We start from the raw sequence: 17,024 nt of genomic DNA, 5'->3' as shown, positions 1-17,024 counted from the left end.
GAGGCGGTTTCAGGCGGTGACGGGCTGCGGCAGCTTGACCGCCGGCAGCCCGCCGAGGAACAGGTCGGCGACGATCGGCGCCAGCGCGTCGTGGTCGAGTGGGCCGTCGGGGCGCACCCACGTGAACATCCAGTTGATCATGCCGAACAGCAGCATCGTCAGCGGCTTGGCCAGGTGCGCCTGCGCCAGCTCGGGGCGCACGGCGGCCACGGTGCGGGCGATGCCGGCCACCAGCGCGCGCTCGGTGCCGAGCACGCGCTCGCGGTCGGCGTCGTCGAGGAAGCGCACGTCCTCCGTGAGCACACGGTGCGCGTGCTGCGCGCCGGCGTAGGCCTGCACGAAACGGCGGATCAGCTCGCGCAGCCGCGCCTCGGGCGGCAGGCGCAGCGCGTCGACATCGTCGACGAGTGCGCGCAGCGTCGTCACGTGGCCTTCGCAGATCGACACCAGCAGCGCCTGCTTGTCGGGGTAATAGTGGTAGAGCGTCGCCTTCGACAGCCCGCACGCGTCGGCAATGTCGTTCATCGTCGTCGCGGCGTAGCCGCGGTGCGCGAACAGCTCGGCCGCGCGCGCGAGGATGGCCTCGCGCTGGTCGTCGTAGGTGGCGGCGCGGCCGCGGGCCATCGTCGGCGGCGGTTCAGCGCTCGTCGAACGACAGCACGACGCGCTCGGTCAGCGGGTGCGACTGGCACGTCAGCACGAAGCCGGCGGCGACTTCGTCCTTCTCGAGCGCGAAGTTGCGGTCCATCCGCACCTGACCTTCGAGCAGCTTCGCGCGGCACGTGCCGCACACGCCCGACGTGCACGAGAACGGCACCTCGAGCCCGGCCGCGGCGGCTGCGTCGAGGATGCTCGGCTGCTCGCGCTTGAACTCGATCTCGCGCGTCATCCCGTCGCGGATGATCACGACGCGCGAGCGCTCGGCGTCGCCGGGCTTGGCCTCGTGGACGACGGCGTCGACCTTGCCGGCCTCGGTCGGCGCGACGCCGAAGCGCTCGATGTGCACGCGCGACTCGGGCACACCGGCCTCGACGAGCGCGGCCTGCGCCTCGTCGTTCATCTGGAACGGGCCGCAGACGTAGGCGTGGTCGATCTCGGCGGCGGGCACCAGCGTGCGCAGGAACTCGGCGATCTTCGCGCGGTCGAGCAGCCCGTGGTTGATCGGCGCGTCGGTCGGCTCGTCGGAGAACACGTGCTGCAGCACGAGGCGCGTCATGTAGGCGTTCTTCAGGTCCTCGAGCTCTTCCTTGAACATCGTCGAGGCGAGCGTGCGGTTGCCGTAGATCAGCGTGAATCGCGACTTCGGCTCGCGCGCGAGCACCGTCTTCATGATCGACAGGATCGGCGTGATGCCGCTGCCGCCCGCAATCCCCAGGTGGTGGCGCTTCGACTCGGGCTCGATCGGCACGAAGAAGCGCCCCTGCGGCGCCATCACCTGCAGCGTGTCGCCGGGCTTCAGGTGCTCGTGGATCCAGGTCGAGAACACGCCGCCCCTGACGCGGCGCACGCCCACGCGCAGCTCGGCGTCGTCGACGCCGGCGCAGATCGAGTACGACCGCCGCACGTCCTGCCCGCCGATCGTCGTGCGCAGCGTCAGGTACTGCCCCTGCGTGAAGCCGAACACCTCGCGCAGCTCGGGCGGCACGTCGAACGTGACGATGACCGACTCGGGCGTGTCGGCCTCGATGCGCTTGACGCGCAGCGGGTGGAACAGCGGCGTGCTCATATCGGTTTGAAGTGTTCGAAGGGTTCGCGGCAGGCCAGGCAGCGCCACAGCGCCTTGCACGCGGTGGAGCCGAAGGCCGAGAGGCGCTCGGTGTGCGTGCTGCCGCAGCGCGGGCAGGCCACCGTCTCGTCGGCGGTGCGCCGCACGATGCGGATCGGCGCTTCGCCAGCGCTCACCGCGGCACGACCCGCAGGCGGCGCGATGCCGTACTCGCGCAGCTTGCGCCGCCCTTCGTCGCTGATCCAGTCGGTGGTCCACGCCGGCGCGCGGCGTGTCGTCGCGCGCACCGGCCCGAGCCCGGCGGCGACCAGCGCGTCGACGACGTTCTTCTCGATCAGCTCGGTCGCCGGGCAGCCGCTGTAGGTCGGCGTCAGCACGACCTCGAGCGCATCGCCGTGGTCGATCACGTCGCGCACGATGCCCAGGTCGCGCACCGACAGCGCCGGCACCTCGGGGTCGAGCACGGCGTCGAGCGCGCGCCACGCGGCGTCGACGCGCGAGACGACCTCGGCGCCGCACATCACCAGGCCCCGCCGGGGTAGGCGCGCTGCAGGTACTGCATCTCGGCGAGGATGTAGCCCAGGTGCTCGCTGTGCACGCCGCGGCGGCCGGTGCTGACGAACTTGCCCTCGGGCTGCATCGCGAGCGTCGCGTCGTCGAGCAGTGCGCGCATCTCGGCGAGCCACGGCTCCTTCAGCGCCGCGACGCTCGGGCCCAGGCCGCTGGCCTGCGCCGCGGCATCGACCTCGTCGGCGTCGAACAGCTCGGCGTGGTAGGGCCACAGCTTGCCCAGCGCGGCCTCGACGCGCCGGCGCGACTCGTCGGTGCCGTCGCCCAGGCGCACGAGCCAGTCGCCGGCGTGCTGCTGGTGGTAGCGCGCTTCCTTGACGGCCTTGCCGGCGATCGCGGCGAGTTCGGGCTCGCTCGAGTCTGCCAGGCGCTCCCACCACAGTTTCAGGTACGTCGAGACCATCGCGTTGCGCACGACGGTGAGCGCGAAGTCGCCCGGCTTGCCGGCACCGTTGGGCAGCTCGACCAGCGTCGGGTTCAGGTAGTCGCGCTCGTCGCGCAGGAACGCGAGCTGGTCTTCGTCGTAGGTGCGCGCGTGGCCGCGCCCCTCGACCTGGCCGGCCAGCGTCAGCAGCGCGCGCGACTGGCCGATCAGATCGAGCGCCATGTTGGTCAGCGCGATGTCCTCCTCGATGATCGGCGCGTGGCCGCACCACTCGCCCAGGCGCTGGCCCGAGATCAGGCAGGTGTCCGCCAGGCGCAGCAGGTAGCGCACGGCCGGGGTCCAGTGGATCGTGATCGACGCGCTCATCGCCGCCTCACATGTGGTTGACTTCGTCGGGCAGCTTGTAGAACGTCGGGTGGCGGTAGACCTTGTCTTCCATCGGGTCGAAGAACATGTCCTTGTCGCCCGGGTCGCTGGCGACGATCTGGTCGCTGCGCACGACCCAGATGCTCGAGCCTTCCTGGCGGCGCGTGTAGACGTCGCGCGCCATCTGGATCGCCATCGCCGCGTCGGCCGCGTGCAGGCTGCCGCAGTGCTTGTGGTCCAGCCCGGCGCGCGTGCGCACGAAGACTTCCCACAGCGGCCATTCGGTATCGGTGCTCATTGCAGTGACTCCTTTACGACGACGCAGCGATCACAGCAGCTTTGCCGCCAAACGTCCGAAAGCGAACAATCAAGCGGCCGCCGCGGATCCGGCTCGGCCGGTCCGCAGGCGGCGCCCCCTCGAGGGGGAGCGCCGCAGGCGCTTCGGGGGTGGTCCATGTCATGCCGCCTTGCGCTCGCGTGCGGCCTTCTTCGCGGCGTGGGCGAGTGCCGCCTCGCGCACCCACGCGCCGTCGTCCCAGGCCTTGACGCGCGCGGCCAGGCGCTCCTTGTTGCACGGGCCGTCGCCGCCGACGACGCGCCAGAACTCGGCCCAGTCGATGGCGCCGAAGTCCCAGTGGCCGCGCTCCTCGTTCCAGCGCAGGTCGGGGTCGGGCAGCGTGACGCCGAGCACCTGCGCCTGCGGCACGGTGGCGTCGACGAACTTCTGCCGCAGGTCGTCGTTGCTGATGCGCTTGATGCCCCAGCGCATGCTCTGCGCGCTGTGCACGCTCTCGGCGTCGGGCGGGCCGAACATCATCAGGCTCGGCCACCACCAGCGGTTGACGGCGTCCTGCACCATCGCGCGCTGCGCCTCGGTGCCGTCGCGCATCATCACGAGCAGCGCGTCGTAGCCCTGGCGCTGGTGGAAGCTCTCCTCGCGGCAGATGCGGATCATCGCGCGTGCATAGGGCGCATAGCTGCAGCGGCACAGCGGCACCTGGTTCATGATCGCCGCGCCGTCGACGAGCCAGCCGATGACGCCCACATCCGCCCAGGTCAGCGTCGGGTAGTTGAAGATGCTGCTGTACTTCGCGCGGCCGCTGTGCAGCGCGTCGAGCATCTGGTCGCGGCTCGTGCCCAGCGTCTCCGCGGCGGCGTACAGGTACAGGCCGTGGCCGCCCTCGTCCTGGATCTTGGCGAGCAGGATCGCCTTGCGCTTGAGCGTCGGCGCGCGCGTGACCCAGTTGCCCTCGGGCAGCATGCCGACGATCTCGCTGTGCGCGTGCTGGCTGATCTGGCGCACCAGCGTCTTGCGGTAGTGCTCGGGCATCCAGTCCTTGGCCTCGATGAAGCCGCCGTCGTCGATGCGCGCATCGAAGCGCTTCATCAGTTCGGCCTCTTCGAGCGTCGTGACCGGCTTGGCCTTCTCGGCGCCTTCGACGTCCATCGCCTGCGTGTACATCCTTCGCTCCTTCAACGGGGTCGCTTGTCGATGACCCGGCGCGCCTTGCCGACGAGCGTGCGCTCGATCGACTCGGGGGCGCCGACGCTGACCGTCGTGCTGACGCCGATCAGGTTCTTGATGCGGTGCTGCAGTTCGTGCGCGATCGCGTCGCGCTCGGCGTTGGCGTACTGCGGCAGCAGCTCGACGAGCACCTGCAGCTCGTCGAGGTGGCCGCTGCGCGTGACGACGAGCTGGTACTGCCCCGACAGCGCGCCGTGCTGCAGCACGATCTCCTCGATCTGCGTCGGGAACACGTTGACACCGCGGATGATCAGCATGTCGTCGCTGCGCCCGACGATCTTGCCCATGCGGCGCATGCTGCGCGCGGTCGGCGGCAACAGGCGCGTGAGGTCGCGCGTGCGGTAGCGGATCACCGGCAGCGCTTCCTTCGTCAGCGTCGTGAAGACGAGTTCGCCCTCCTCGGTTCCCTTGGCTGGATCGTAGGGCAGCACCTCGCCGGTGTCGGGGTCGATGATCTCGGGGTAGAAGTGGTCTTCCCAGATCACCGGGCCGTCCTTCGCCTCGATGCACTCGTTGGCCACGCCCGGACCCATCACTTCGGACAGCCCGTAGATGTCGACCGCGTCGATGCCGGCGCGCACCTCGATGTCGTGGCGCATCGCCTCGGTCCACGGCTCGGCGCCGAAGATGCCGACCTTCAGCGAACTGGCGCGCGGGTCAAGCCCCTGGCGCTCCATCTCCTCGATGATCACCTGCATGTAGCTCGGCGTGACCATGATGATGTCGGGCCGGAAGTCGGTGATCAGCTGGACCTGCTTCTCGGTCTGGCCGCCCGACATGGGGATCACGGTACAGCCCAGCCGTTCGGCGCCGTAGTGCGCGCCGAGCCCCCCGGTGAACAGGCCGTAGCCGTAGGCCACGTGCACGATGTCGCCCGGCCGCCCGCCCGACGCGCGGATGCTGCGCGCGACCAGATTCGCCCAGGTGTCGATGTCGGCCTGCGTGTAGCCGACCACGGTCGGCTTGCCGGTCGTCCCGCTGCTCGCGTGGATGCGCACGACGCGCTCGCGCGGCACCGCGAACATGCCGAACGGGTAGTTGTCGCGCAGGTCCTTCTTCGTCGTGAACGGGAACTTGGCCAGGTCGGCGAGCGACTTGCAGTCCGACGGGTGCACGCCCTTCGCGTCGAACGCGGCGCGGTAGTGCGGCACGTTCTCGTAGGCGTGCACCAGCGTCTGCTGCAGGCGGCGCAGTTGCACAGCGGCCAGTTCGTCGCGGCTGGCGGTCTCGATCGGTTCGAGATCGCCGGGGGCGGGATGCTTGACGGGCATCGGGGGTGTCTCCTGCCTTCTTCGTGTTCGGTGTCGACGGCGGTCGGTCGACGGCGGATCAGCCTTGGGCCTCGGGCACCGCGGGGCGGCCCTTCGCGGTGTACGAGCGGCCGCGGAACACCGCGATGCGCTCGCCGCGCTGGTTGCGCACCTCGGTGTCGTAGACGCCGGTGCGGCCGGTCTTCGAAATCTCGACGCAGGTGGCGGTCAGCACGTCGCCCAGGCGCGCCGGCGCGATCAGGTCGATCGAGAACCCCGACGCCACCGTCAGCTCGTTGTACGAGTTGCACGCGAACGCGAACGCCGAGTCGGCGAGCGTCGCGATCAGGCCGCCGTGGCAGATGTCGTGCCCGTTGACCATGTCTTCGCGCACCGTCATCGTCAGCACCGCGCGCCCGGGCGTCACCTCGAGCACCTGCATCCCGAGCGCCTTGGACGCGCGGTCGTTGGCGAACATGCCTTCGCGCACGTGGTCGGCGATTTGCTGCGGGGTGCGGTGCGACATCGAAACCTCGGGCAATGAAGGAGCGATCGGCCAAGCCGGGGCTGCCGCGGGCGATCCGCGATCAGGTCTGCTATTTTCGACCAACCGGTCGGTCAATATTAACGGGCGCCGCCCCTTGACTCAAGTCACGCATACCCATGAAAACCCTGACCCAACCACCACCGCCGCGGTCTGGAGCCGCGCCTCCACCCGAGGCCGGCGCCGCCGACTACGATGCCCGCATGAAGATGCCCGACGCCCCCACCGCCCTCGCGCAACGCCTCGAGGCGCAGCGCACCGCGTTCGCTGCCGAGCCCTACCCCGCGTGGGCGGTGCGTGCCGACCGCCTGCGCCGGCTGCAGAAACTGCTGACGGCGCACGAACCCGAGATCGCGCAGGCCATCGATGCCGACTTCGGCGGCCGCCCGCGCTTCGAGACCGACCTCGCCGAGGTCTGGCCCAGCCTCGAGGAAGTCAAGGTCGCGCTGCGCGAGGGCCGCGGCTGGATGAAGCCGCAGCGCGCACCGGTGGCCAAGTGGTTCCTGCCGGCCGGCGCGCAGGTGCTGCCGCAGCCGCTGGGGGTCGTCGGCATCATCGTGCCGTGGAACTACCCGCTGTTCCTCGCCGTCGCGCCAATGGCCGCCGCGATCGCCGCGGGCAACCGCGTGCTGGTCAAGATGAGCGAATACACGCCGCGTTTCAGCGCGCTGTTCGCCACACTGTGCGCCAAGGCGTTCAAGCCCGACGAGGTCGACGTCGTCACCGGCGACGCGCAGGTGGCCGCGCAGTTCGCCGCGCTGCCGTTCGACCACCTGCTGTTCACCGGCTCGACGTCGGTCGGGCGCAAGGTGATGGCCGCCGCCGCGGCCAACCTGACGCCGGTCACGCTCGAACTCGGCGGCAAGTCGCCCACCGTCGTCGCGCCCGGCTACCCGCTCGCGAAGGCCGTCGAGCGCATCCTGGTGGGCAAGCTGATCAACGCCGGCCAGACCTGCATCGCGCCCGACTACGTGCTGCTGCCGCGCGGCGAGATCGACGCCTTCGTCGAGGCGGCGCGCGCCTGCGCGCGCAGGCTGTACCCGCAGGGCCTGGCCGATGTGCACTACTGCAGCGTCGTCGATGCGCGCCAGTACCGGCGGCTGACGGCGGCGCTCGACGACGCGCTGGCGCGTGGCGCGCGCGCCGAGCCGCTGTTTGCCGGCGTGCAGCGCGACGACGCCGGCCACCGGCTCGCGCCGCAGCTCGTGTTCGACGTGCCGCCTAATAACGCGCTGGCCACCGACGAGATCTTCGGCCCGCTGCTGCCCGTGCTGCCGTACGACGGCGTCGACGACGCGATCGCGCACGTCAACGCCGGCCCGCGCCCGCTCGCGCTGTACTGGTTCGACGACGACCGCCAGCGCACGCAGCGCGCGCTCGAGCGCACGCACGCCGGCGGCGTCACCGTCAACGACACGCTGCTGCACGTCGCGCAATACGAGCTGCCGTTCGGCGGCGTCGGCCACTCGGGCATGGGCCACTACCACGGCCGCTGGGGCTTCGAGACCTTCAGCAAGCTCAAGCCCGTCGTCTGGCAGGCCAAGGTCAACGCGATGTCGCTGTTCCTGCCGCCGTACCGGCCGCTGGCGCACAAGATGCTCAAGCTGATGAAGCGCTCCTGACGCGCCCCGCCGGCGAGGCCCCTGCGTCGCGGGGGCCTGTGGCCGTGGCCGGCCCCGCGCCGGCGCGCCGGGTGTTAACCTGCCGGGCTGTTGCCGACTTGCCCGCCACGGAGACCGCCATGCCCGGCCTGCTGCCCGACGTCGACCCCGACGGCCTGCTCGAATACTCGGTCGTCTACACCGATCGCGCGCTGAACCACATGTCGCGCAAGTTCGGCGGCGTGATGCGCGACATCGCCGCGATCCTCGAGGAGGTCTACGGCGCGCACGCCACCGCGGTGATCCCCGGCAGCGGCACCTTCGGCATGGAGGCGGTGGCGCGCCAGTTCGCCACCGGCAAGACCTGCCTCGTGATCCGCAACGGCTGGTTCAGCTACCGCTGGACGCAGATCTTCGAGATGGGGCGCATCCCGTCGCGCGAGATCGTCCTCAAGGCACGCCGCACCGAGCCCGGCGCGCAGGCGCCGTGGGCGCCCGCGCCGCTCGACGAGGTGGTCGCCACGATCCGCCGCGAGCGCCCGGCGATGGTGTTCGCGCCGCACGTCGAGACCGCCGCCGGGATGATCCTGCCCGACGCCTACCTGCGCGCGGTGGCCGACGCCACGCACGAAGTGGGCGGCCTGTTCGTGCTCGACTGCATCGCCTCGGGCGCGATGTGGGTCGACATGCGCGCCACCGGCGTCGACCTGCTCGTCAGCGCGCCGCAGAAGGGCTGGACCGGCTCGCCGGGCTGCGCGTTCGTGATGCTGTCGGAGCGCGCGCGCGCGGCCATCGAGGACACCACCAGCACCAGCTTCGCGTGCGACCTGAAGAAGTGGCTCGCGATGATGGACACCTACAAGGCCGGCAGCTTCGGCTACCACACGACGATGCCCACCGACGCGCTCGCGCGCACGCGCGACGCGATGGCCGAGACCAAGGCGCTGGGCTTCGAGCTGCTGCGCGCGCGGCAGATCGAGCTCGGCCAGCGCGTGCGCGCGCTGCTCGAGGGGCACGGTTTGCGCAGCGTCGCCGCCGCCGGCTTCCAGGCACCGGGCGTCGTCGTCAGCTATACCGACGACCCCGACCTCGCCAGCGCGAAGGCCTTCGTCGCGCTCGGCCTGCAGACCGCCGCCGGCGTGCCGCTGCAGTGCGACGAGGGGCCGGACTTCCGCACCTTCCGCATCGGCTTGTTCGGTCTCGACAAGCTGATGCACGTCGACCGCACGGTGGGCTACCTCGAGGCGGCGCTTACGCAGGCGCTTGCGGCGCGCGCGCCGCGCAAGGCGGCCTGATCGGCCGAGCGACGACGCGCCGCCCCAAAGCAAACGGGCCGCACCTTCACAGGTGCGGCCCGTTCATCGTCTGGCGCGGCTGGCAGGATTCGAACCCACGACCCCTTGGTTCGTAGCCAAGTACTCTATCCAACTGAGCTACAGCCGCTCAAGCCGCACAGTATAGCACGCCGAATCAGCGCGTTCAGTCGATGGCCGCCGCGGCGGCGTCGCACGCGGCCGCGCGATCCTCGTCCCCCTGCGCGCGGGCCACGCGCGCGAGCGCGCGCCAGGCCCGCCGCCGCGCGACGGCGTCGAGCCCCGGCGCACGCGCGGCCTGCTCGAGCGGCGCGCGCGCCTTGCCCCACAGTTGCCGCTCGGCGAACGCGACGCCCACCGCCGCGACGACAGCCGGCTCCTGCGCGTGCGCGCCCAGCGCCGCCTCCAGCCGCGGCAGCCAGTCGGTGCCGATGCCGTCGACGGCGTGCAGCAGCGCCAGCGCCACCTGCTCGCGCTCGTCGGCGCCGAGCTCGCCGAGCCGCTCCCACAGCGGGCGCAGCCAGCTGCGCGCGAGCGCCGCGTCGTCGAATGCCGCCGCGCGGCGCGCGGCGCGCGCGGCGACGTAGGCGTCCTGCTGGTCGGCGCTGTCGAGCTGCTGCCACACGCGCTGCACCTGGTCGACGTCGTGCGTGTCGTCGAGCGCCATCAGCGCCAGCGAGCGCAGCAGCCCGCGCGCGGCCAGCGTCGAGAAGCCCTGGTGCTTGGCCAGCAGGCGCGCGGTGCGCAGCGCCTCGAGCGACTGCCCGGCCAGGCGCTGCGCCTGCAGCCGCAGCCGCAGCGCCTGCGTGCGCCGCGCGACGCCGGCGGGCAACTCGCCGAGCAGCTCGAGCGCGCGCGGCGCATCGAGGTCCTCGACGGCCCACTCGGCGGCCAGCAGCTGCGCGCCGTCGTCGGCCGCGCGCGCGGCACCGGCGCGGCGCAGCGCGCGCGCGCGCTGCATCTGTTCGTCGCGCTGGCGCCGGTCCTGCAGGCGGTGCAGGCTGATCGCCGACAGCAGGTGTGCGAGCACCTGCAGGTCGTGGTCGGGCTCGCCGCGCGGACGCGCGAGGTCGATCGCCAGCGCCTTCTGCGCGGCCTTGTGCGCGCGCGTGTAGCGCGCGGCGAACAGCTCGGCCAGCGCCTCGCGCAGCGCGGCCTGCGCGGCGCGCTCGTGGCGCAGCGCGCGCCACTCGCGCGCGCGCGCGGGCAGGCTCACGAGCGAGCTCACCGCCTGCAGCACCGTCACCAGCAGCACGACGAAGGCCAGCAGCGAGAACACGAACAGGTTCAGCGACATCTCGAGCCGCCAGCCGTCCCAGTACAGGCTCACCAGGCCGTCGTTGCGCCCGAGCAGCAGCGCGGCCACCACGGCCGCGGTGAACAGCAGCACCAGCCAGACGACGGCGCGCATCAGCGCAGCAGGGCCGCGAGCGCGGCCAGCGTCTCGTCGGGGCGCGGCAGCTCGACCTCGCGCGCCTGCTGCTCGGCCTGGCGCAGCGTGTCGCGCGCGACCTGCACGCGCCGCGACTGCGGGTCGAACTGCCGCTCGATCATCGCCGCGGCGGCGTGCAGGTCGGTCTGCGCGAGGTCGAACTGGCGCGCCAGCAGCGCCAGCCGTGCGCTAAGCAGGCGCAGCTTGAGCGTCTCGCGCACGAAGTAGGCCTGCTCGGGCGTCAGCAGCATCGCACCGGGGTCTTCGATGCGCGTGATGCGCAGCACCGACTTGGCCTCGGCCCACACGCGCAGCGCGACGTCGCGCGCGACGGCCGGCACCCGCTCGAGCCAGCCGGCTGCGGAAGCCGGTGCGTCGGGCGCCGACGCGGCCGCTGCGGCGGGCGCGGCCGGCTCGGCCCGCGGCGTGACGGCCGGCGCGCGGCGTGGCTCGACGAGCGCGACCAGCGGCAGCTCGTCGACCTGGCGCAGCACCTCGTCGACGCGCGCGGCCAGCGTCGCGATGTCGGGCGTGCGCACGGCGCCCAAGCGCTGCAGGTCGCGCGCCAGCGCCGTGCGCACGCGCTGCACGCGCGCCGAGTCGAGCTGCGCGAGCCGCTCGTCGGCCTGGCGCAGCGCCACCACCACCGGCTCGGTGCTGCCCAGCAGCGTCGCGTGGCGCATCGCCAGCCGCAGCGCCGAGTCGACGTCGGCGACGACCTTGTCGTCGCGCGAGCGCGCCAGCGACTGCAGCAGCTGCTCGACCTGCGAGCGCTGCAGCGCCGCCTCCGACACGCGCGCGTCGAGCAGCGCGACGCGCGCAGCGGCGTCGCGCGCGGCGTCCTGCGCCTCGTTGGCGAGCACGCGCGCCTCGGTGACCGCGGTCTCGGTAGCCTGCTGGCGGCGCACGAGCTCCTGCTCGAGCAGCCCGACGCGATGCTGCGCGCTCCAGCCGAGGTAGGCGCCGCCGGCACCGAGCAGCAGCGCGGCGGCCGCGGCGATCCACAGCGCGCGCGGCACGCCGGGTGCCGGCCGTGCGGCCGCTGGCGCCGCCGCGGGCGACGCACCGGGCGGGTCGGCGGGCGGCACGGGCGCGGCCGGCTCGGGCGAGGCGTCGTTGGAACTCACGTTGCGGGCATTCTATGCAGCGCCCTTGGGGCGACCCCCCTCAACGCTGCACGGGCCGCGATGCACCCGCGCGGCGACGTTCAATCGGCGACGCGGCGGCGGAACACGAGGCGCTCGGGCGTCGAGACCTTCGCGTCGAACGCGTAGCCGTCGCCGTCGAAACCCGCGAGCGCGGCCGGCGTGTCGATGCGGTGCGTGATCGCGTAGCGCGCCATCGCGCCGCGCGCGCGCTTGGCGAAGAAGCTGATCACCTTGTACTGCCCGCCCTTCCAGTCCTCGAACACGCAGTCGACGACACGCGCCTTCAGCGCCGGGCGCAGCGCGGCCTTCGCGTACTCCTGCGACGCGAGATTGACGACGACCGGCGCCGGGTCGTCCTTCAGACGCCGGTTCAGGTGCTCGGCCAGCGTGTCGCCCCAGAAGCCGTACAGATCCTCGGCAGCGTCGGTGTGCAGCTTGGTGCCCATCTCGAGGCGGTACGGCTGCATCAGGTCGAGCGGGCGCAGCGCACCGTACAGCCCCGACAGGATCACGAGGTGGTCCTGCGCCCATTCGAGGTCGGCCAGCGTCAGCGTCTTCGCGTCGAGTCCGTCGTAGACGTCGCCGGCGAACGCGAGCACCGCCGGCTTGCTGTTCTTCGGCGTGAAGGTCTTGCGCCACGCGGCGTAGCGCGCGACGTTGAGCTGCGCGAGCGCGTCCGACAGCGACATCAGCGACGCGATCTCGGCCGGCGTCTTCGTCTTCAGCACGTCGATCAGCGCCGCCGAGCGCGCGACGAACTGCGGCTTGGTCGCGCGCGCGAGCACCTCGGGCGGCGTGGGCGTGTCGTAGTCGAGCGTCTTCGCGGGGGACAGCAGGTACAGCATCGTCAGTCGGTCACTCCGTCGTCCCGGCAGCCGCCCGCGGCCGCGGCCGGCAGCGCGCCGAGCGCCTCGCGCCACGTGCGGTGCGGGATGTGGTGGGTCAGCCGGTGGATCGCGCAGTCGACGAGCGCCGGGTGCACCTCGTGGCCGACGCCGCGCGCGATGTCGAGCGTCGCGTCGCCGTGCAGCACGCCCAGGTGCTCGAGCGTGCGGCGCGCCTCGGCCACCGGGTGCAGCGCATCGGCTTCGCCGTGCAGGAAGTGCAGCGTCGTCAGCGCCGGTGCCTGCGCCGGCAGCGCGGCGTAGCCGCCGCCGAACGCGATCACGCGCCCGGCGATGCCGTCGTCGGCGCTCGCCGCCTCGAGCGCCATCGTCGCGCCCTCGCCGAAGCCCACCAGCGCGGTGGACTGCGGCGTCGCGCCCAGGCGCTGCTGCGCGTCGCGCACCCAGCGCAGCAGGCGCGGCAGCGCCGCGGCCACGCGCGCGACGAGGTCCTCGGCCGGCCCGTCGGCGGGCAGCAGGTCCTGCGGCAGCAGCAGCGCCGCGTGCGCGAACTCGCGGCGCAGCGCGCGCGCCAGCGGCAGCATCGCCGCCGCGTCCTGGCCGCGGCCGTGCAGCAGCACCATCAGCTGCTCGGGGCGGCCGGCGGGCAGGAGCTCGATGTCGTCGGTCATCGGATGCAGCGGCGGGCAGGACATGCGCCTACAAGTCGTGCGGCGCGAGGCCGGTGTGCTTGGCGATGCGGGCCAGCATCTTCGGTCCGATCTCGTCGCCGTCGTGGAACGCGAAGACCACGTCGGGCCAGCCTTCGCGTGACAAGACCCGGTGCGAGCCCGTCTGCCGCTTGACGCGCCACCCGAGGGCATGCAGCGCGGCCAGCACGCGCTTGGCCTTCGCCGCCGGCCACGACGTCATGCGGCCGTGAGCGAGATGCGGATGTCGGTCGGCTGCGCTTCGCCATGCTCGAGGCGGTCGGCGAGCACGCGCAAAGCCAGCACCTCGGCCCGTGCCATCGCCTCGGCCTGCGACGCGCCGTAGGCGAGCACGCCGGGCAGCTGCGGCACTTCGGCAAGCCAGCGGCCATCGTCTTCGCGTTCGCATTCCAGCGTGAAGTTCATCGCGCGTCTCCGCCGGCCATTGTAGGAGTCGCCCGCGGCGGTCAGCGGAAGTCGCGGCTCCTCGCCGCGAGCCCGTGCAGCAGCGCCGTGTGGTCGACGAGCTTCTTGGCCACCAGGTGCATCACCTCGCCCTCCTTCTGCCACACGCCGTAGACGGTGAGCAGCGTCGCGGCCAGCAGCGGCTGGCGCTGCCGCTCGACGACCTGCGGCCAGACGATGACGTTGACGGCGCCGGTCTCGTCCTCGAGCGTGACGAAGACGACGCCCTTGGCCGTCTCGGGCCGCTGGCGGTGCGTGACGAGGCCGCTCGCGCGCGCGAGCTGGCCGTGGCGGTACTGGCGCAGCACGGCGGCCGGCTGCACGCGAAACGCCGCGAGCCGCTCGCGCAGCAGCGCCAGCGGGTGCGCGTGCAGGCTCAGCCCGAGCGCGCGGTAGTCGGCGAGCACGGTGTCGGCGGTGGTCGGTGCCGGCAGCGCGGCCGGCGCCTCGTGCGTGCGCGTTGCGGCGAGCATCGGCGTCGCGCGCGTGTCGACGCCGGCCACGGCCCACGCGGCGTCGCGGCGGTGGCCGGCGATGGCGTTCAGCGCGTCGGCGCGCGCGAGCACCGCCAGCCCGTGCGCGTCGAGCCGCGCGCGCCGCGCCAGGTCCTCGACCGACGCGAAAGGCGCCTCGCGGCGTGCGGCGACGATCCGCCGCGCCGCGTCTTCGGCCAGGCCCGCGACGCGGCTCAGGCCCAGGCGCACCGCGCGCAGCCCGGCGCCCTCGCCGGCCGCGTCGTGCTCCAGCGTCGTGTCCCAGTCGCTTGCCGTCACGTCGACCGGCAACACGCGCACACCGTGCTCGCGCGCGTCGCGCACCAGCTGCGCCGGCGCGTAGAAGCCCATCGGCTGGCTGTTGAGCAGCGCGGCGAGGAAGGCGTCGGGGTGGTGGCACTTGAGCCAGGCGCTGACGTAGACCAGCAGCGCGAAGCTCGCCGCGTGGCTCTCGGGGAAGCCGTATTCGCCGAAGCCCTCGATCTGGCGGAAGATCGCCTCGGCCCACTCGCGCGTGTAGCCCTTGGCCACCATGCGGCCCACGAGCCGCTCGTGGAACGGGCCCAGGCCGCCCTTGCGCTTCCACGCCGCCATCGCGCGGCGCAGCTGGTCGGCCTCGCCGGGCGTGAAGTCGGCCGCGAGGATCGCGAGCTGCATCACCTGCTCCTGGAAGATCGGCACGCCGAGCGTGCGCTCGAGCGCCTGCTTCACTTCGGCGCTCGGATACGTCACCGGCTCGTCGCCGCAGCGCCGGCGCAGGTACGGGTGCACCATGCCGCCCTGGATCGGCCCCGGGCGCACGATGGCGACCTCGATCACGAGGTCGTAGAAGTTGGCGGGCTTCAGCCGCGGCAGCATGCTCATCTGCGCGCGGCTCTCAACCTGGAAGGTGCCGACGCTGTCGCCCTTGCTCAGCATGGCGTAGACGGCCGGGTCTTCGGCGGGCACGTCGGCCATCTCGAAGCGCTTGCCGAGCTTGGCGCCGACGAGGTCGAGCGCACGGCGGATCGCGCTGAGCATGCCGAGCGCCAGCAGGTCGACCTTGATCAGCCCGAGCGCGTCGAGGTCGTCCTTGTCCCACTGGATCACGCTGCGCCCGTCCATCGCGGCGTTCTCGACCGGCACCAGCCGCGCGAGGTCGTCGCGCGCGATCACGAAGCCGCCCGGGTGCTGGCTCAGGTGCCGCGGAAAGCCGACGAGCGTCTGCGTGAGCTCCACCCAGTGGCGGCACACCGGCGCGTCGGGGTCGAAGCCGTGCTCGCGCAGGCGCTCGGGGTCCACGCGGCGGCCGTCCCACCAGTGCTGGCTCTTGGCCACCGCGTCGATGCGGTCGAGGTCGATGCCGAGCGCGCGGCCGACGTCGCGCAGCGCGCTCCTCGGCCGGTAGCTGATGACCACCGCCGTGAGCGCCGCGCGGTGCCGCCCGTACTTGCGGTAGACGTACTGGATGACCTCCTCGCGCCGCTGGTGCTCGAAGTCGACATCGATGTCGGGCGGCTCGCCCCGCTCGGCGCTGATGAAGCGCTCGAACAGCAGGCTCATGCGCGCCGGGTCGACCTCGGTGACGCCGAGCGCGTAGCACACCGCCGAGTTGGCCGCGCTGCCGCGCCCCTGGCACAGGATGCCCTGCGCGCGCGCCCACTGCACGAGGTCGGCCACGGTGAGGAAGTACGGCTCGTAGCGCAGCTGCGCGATCAGCGCGAGCTCGTGCTCGACCTGCGCGCGCACCTTGTCCGGCACGCCGTGCGGGAAGCGGCGCGCGAGGCCTTGTTCGGTCAGCGCGCGCAGCCACGACGCCGGCGTGTGGCCGGCGGGCACGATCTCGTCGGGGTACTCGTAGCGCAGCTCGTCGAGCGAGAACGCGCAGCGCGCGGCCAGCGCCACCGTGGCGGCGAGCCACTCGGGCGCGTACAGCGCACCCAGCCGCTGGCGCGGGCGCAGGTGCTGCTCGGCGTTGGGCGCCAGCGCGAAGCCGCACTGCGCCAGCGGCACGCGCAGCCGCGTGGCGGTGAGCACGTCCTGCAGGGCTTTGCGCGAGCGCGCGTGCATCAGCACGTCGCCGGTGGCGACGATGGGCAGGCCGGTGAGCGCGGCCACGCGCTGCACCGTGTCGGCGAGCCACTCGTCGTGCGCGTGCAGCAGCAGCGGCAGCGCGAGCGCGGCGCGGTCGGCGAACCACGTCTTCAGCCACATCGCCTGCGCGAACACGGCCTCGAACGTCTGCGCGGCGTCGGGCACCAGCAGCGCGAGGCAGTCGGGCAGGCCAGCGAGCATCGGCGCCGCGGGCGCCTTGCCCTCGACGTCGCTGCGCAGCGCCACGTACTGCCCCTTCGGCGCGCGCCGGCGCGCCAGCGTGAGCCACTGCGCGAGGTGGCCGTAGCCGCGGCGCGTCTGCGCCAGCAGCACGAGGCGCATGTCGGGCGGCTGCTCGGCGGCCGCGGCCACGCGCATCTCGGCGCCGACGATCAGGTGCAGCCCGACGCGCTTGGCCTGCGCATGCGCGCGCACCACGCCGGCGAGCGAGCACTCGTCGGTGAGCGCGAGCGCCGCGTAGCCCAGCGCGTGCGCGCGCTGCACCAGCTCCTCGGGGTGCGAGGCACCGGTGAGGAAGCTGAAATTGCTGCGGCAGTGCAGCTCGGCGTAGGCGGGGAGCATGGCCACCGTGGACGGC

General features: G+C 72.6%; 17 protein-coding genes and 1 tRNA gene. 2 read left to right on the top strand and 16 right to left on the bottom strand.

What is annotated here, in order from left to right; genetic code table 11:
• Positions 1 to 9 precede the first annotated feature (9 nt).
• From DRV96_RS11540 to paaI, 8 genes are all read right to left on the bottom strand, one after another.
• Positions 10 to 624: a TetR/AcrR family transcriptional regulator gene (locus DRV96_RS11540; protein WP_119291155.1), complete on the bottom strand. Its 615-nt coding sequence runs from the start codon at positions 622 to 624 to the stop codon at positions 10 to 12.
• Positions 625 to 637: 13 nt separating this feature from the next.
• On the bottom strand, positions 638 to 1,726 hold the full coding sequence (gene paaE, locus DRV96_RS11535; RefSeq protein ID WP_119291153.1) for a 1,2-phenylacetyl-CoA epoxidase subunit PaaE: 1,089 nt from the start codon (positions 1,724 to 1,726) through the stop codon (positions 638 to 640).
• Positions 1,723 to 2,247, bottom strand: coding sequence for a 1,2-phenylacetyl-CoA epoxidase subunit PaaD (paaD, locus tag DRV96_RS11530; protein ID WP_119291203.1), 525 nt, complete (start codon positions 2,245 to 2,247; stop codon positions 1,723 to 1,725). The genes paaE and paaD overlap by 4 nt, the downstream gene beginning before the upstream one ends.
• Complete coding sequence (gene paaC / locus DRV96_RS11525) at positions 2,247 to 3,047, bottom strand: 1,2-phenylacetyl-CoA epoxidase subunit PaaC (protein WP_119291150.1); 801 nt, start codon at positions 3,045 to 3,047, stop codon at positions 2,247 to 2,249. The genes paaD and paaC overlap by 1 nt, the downstream gene beginning before the upstream one ends.
• Positions 3,048 to 3,054: 7 nt before the next feature.
• A complete protein-coding gene (gene paaB / locus DRV96_RS11520) occupies positions 3,055 to 3,345 on the bottom strand; it encodes a 1,2-phenylacetyl-CoA epoxidase subunit PaaB (protein WP_119291147.1) in 291 nt (96 codons plus the stop codon).
• 159 nt (positions 3,346 to 3,504) lie between these two features.
• The gene (paaA, locus tag DRV96_RS11515) at positions 3,505 to 4,509 is read right to left on the bottom strand and encodes a 1,2-phenylacetyl-CoA epoxidase subunit PaaA (RefSeq protein ID WP_119291146.1); all 1,005 of its coding nucleotides are present in this window, start codon (positions 4,507 to 4,509) and stop codon (positions 3,505 to 3,507) included.
• Positions 4,510 to 4,520: 11 nt separating this feature from the next.
• Complete coding sequence (paaK, locus tag DRV96_RS11510) at positions 4,521 to 5,843, bottom strand: phenylacetate--CoA ligase PaaK (protein ID WP_119291144.1); 1,323 nt, start codon at positions 5,841 to 5,843, stop codon at positions 4,521 to 4,523.
• Between the two features lie 58 nt (positions 5,844 to 5,901).
• The gene (gene paaI / locus DRV96_RS11505) at positions 5,902 to 6,348 is read right to left on the bottom strand and encodes a hydroxyphenylacetyl-CoA thioesterase PaaI (RefSeq protein ID WP_119291141.1); all 447 of its coding nucleotides are present in this window, start codon (positions 6,346 to 6,348) and stop codon (positions 5,902 to 5,904) included.
• Between the two features lie 227 nt (positions 6,349 to 6,575).
• On the opposite strand from paaI, the gene DRV96_RS11500 reads away from it, so the two are divergent.
• Positions 6,576 to 7,988 (top strand): coniferyl aldehyde dehydrogenase, encoded by a 1,413-nt coding sequence (locus DRV96_RS11500; protein ID WP_419187051.1) that lies wholly within the window; start codon positions 6,576 to 6,578, stop codon positions 7,986 to 7,988.
• A 119-nt stretch (positions 7,989 to 8,107) separates the two neighbouring features.
• Positions 8,108 to 9,262: an aminotransferase class V-fold PLP-dependent enzyme gene (locus tag DRV96_RS11495; RefSeq protein ID WP_119291201.1), complete on the top strand. Its 1,155-nt coding sequence runs from the start codon at positions 8,108 to 8,110 to the stop codon at positions 9,260 to 9,262.
• A gap of 71 nt (positions 9,263 to 9,333) precedes the next feature.
• On the opposite strand, the gene DRV96_RS11490 is transcribed toward DRV96_RS11495, so the two are convergent.
• The 8 genes from DRV96_RS11490 to DRV96_RS11455 form a co-directional block, all read right to left on the bottom strand.
• Positions 9,334 to 9,410 (bottom strand) — tRNA-Arg (locus DRV96_RS11490).
• Positions 9,411 to 9,446: 36 nt separating this feature from the next.
• Positions 9,447 to 10,691: a heme biosynthesis HemY N-terminal domain-containing protein gene (locus DRV96_RS11485; RefSeq protein ID WP_119291136.1), complete on the bottom strand. Its 1,245-nt coding sequence runs from the start codon at positions 10,689 to 10,691 to the stop codon at positions 9,447 to 9,449.
• Complete coding sequence (locus tag DRV96_RS11480) at positions 10,691 to 11,839, bottom strand: uroporphyrinogen-III C-methyltransferase (protein WP_119291134.1); 1,149 nt, start codon at positions 11,837 to 11,839, stop codon at positions 10,691 to 10,693. The genes DRV96_RS11485 and DRV96_RS11480 overlap by 1 nt, the downstream gene beginning before the upstream one ends.
• 80 nt (positions 11,840 to 11,919) lie before the next feature.
• A complete protein-coding gene (gene yaaA, locus DRV96_RS11475; RefSeq protein WP_119291132.1) occupies positions 11,920 to 12,705 on the bottom strand; it encodes a peroxide stress protein YaaA in 786 nt (261 codons plus the stop codon).
• A 2-nt stretch (positions 12,706 to 12,707) separates the two neighbouring features.
• On the bottom strand, positions 12,708 to 13,376 hold the full coding sequence (gene ypfH / locus DRV96_RS11470; RefSeq protein ID WP_119291130.1) for an esterase: 669 nt from the start codon (positions 13,374 to 13,376) through the stop codon (positions 12,708 to 12,710).
• A gap of 28 nt (positions 13,377 to 13,404) precedes the next feature.
• Entirely contained in the window at positions 13,405 to 13,617 is a 213-nt protein-coding gene (locus DRV96_RS11465; protein WP_119291128.1) for a type II toxin-antitoxin system HicA family toxin, read from the bottom strand.
• Positions 13,614 to 13,820 carry a type II toxin-antitoxin system HicB family antitoxin gene (locus tag DRV96_RS11460; RefSeq protein WP_119291126.1) on the bottom strand — a complete coding sequence of 69 codons (207 nt, stop codon included), beginning with the start codon at positions 13,818 to 13,820 and terminating at the stop codon, positions 13,614 to 13,616. The genes DRV96_RS11465 and DRV96_RS11460 overlap by 4 nt, the downstream gene beginning before the upstream one ends.
• A 41-nt stretch (positions 13,821 to 13,861) precedes the next feature.
• On the bottom strand, positions 13,862 to 17,008 hold the full coding sequence (locus DRV96_RS11455) for an error-prone DNA polymerase (protein ID WP_210757032.1): 3,147 nt from the start codon (positions 17,006 to 17,008) through the stop codon (positions 13,862 to 13,864).
• Positions 17,009 to 17,024 lie beyond the last annotated feature (16 nt).

Source organism: Azohydromonas sediminis, assembly GCF_003574675.1.
Taxonomy (GTDB): domain Bacteria; phylum Pseudomonadota; class Gammaproteobacteria; order Burkholderiales; family Burkholderiaceae_C; genus Calidifontimicrobium; species Calidifontimicrobium sediminis.
Note: the sequence above shows the minus strand (reverse complement) of the source record. Positions and strands in the feature narration are given on the sequence as shown.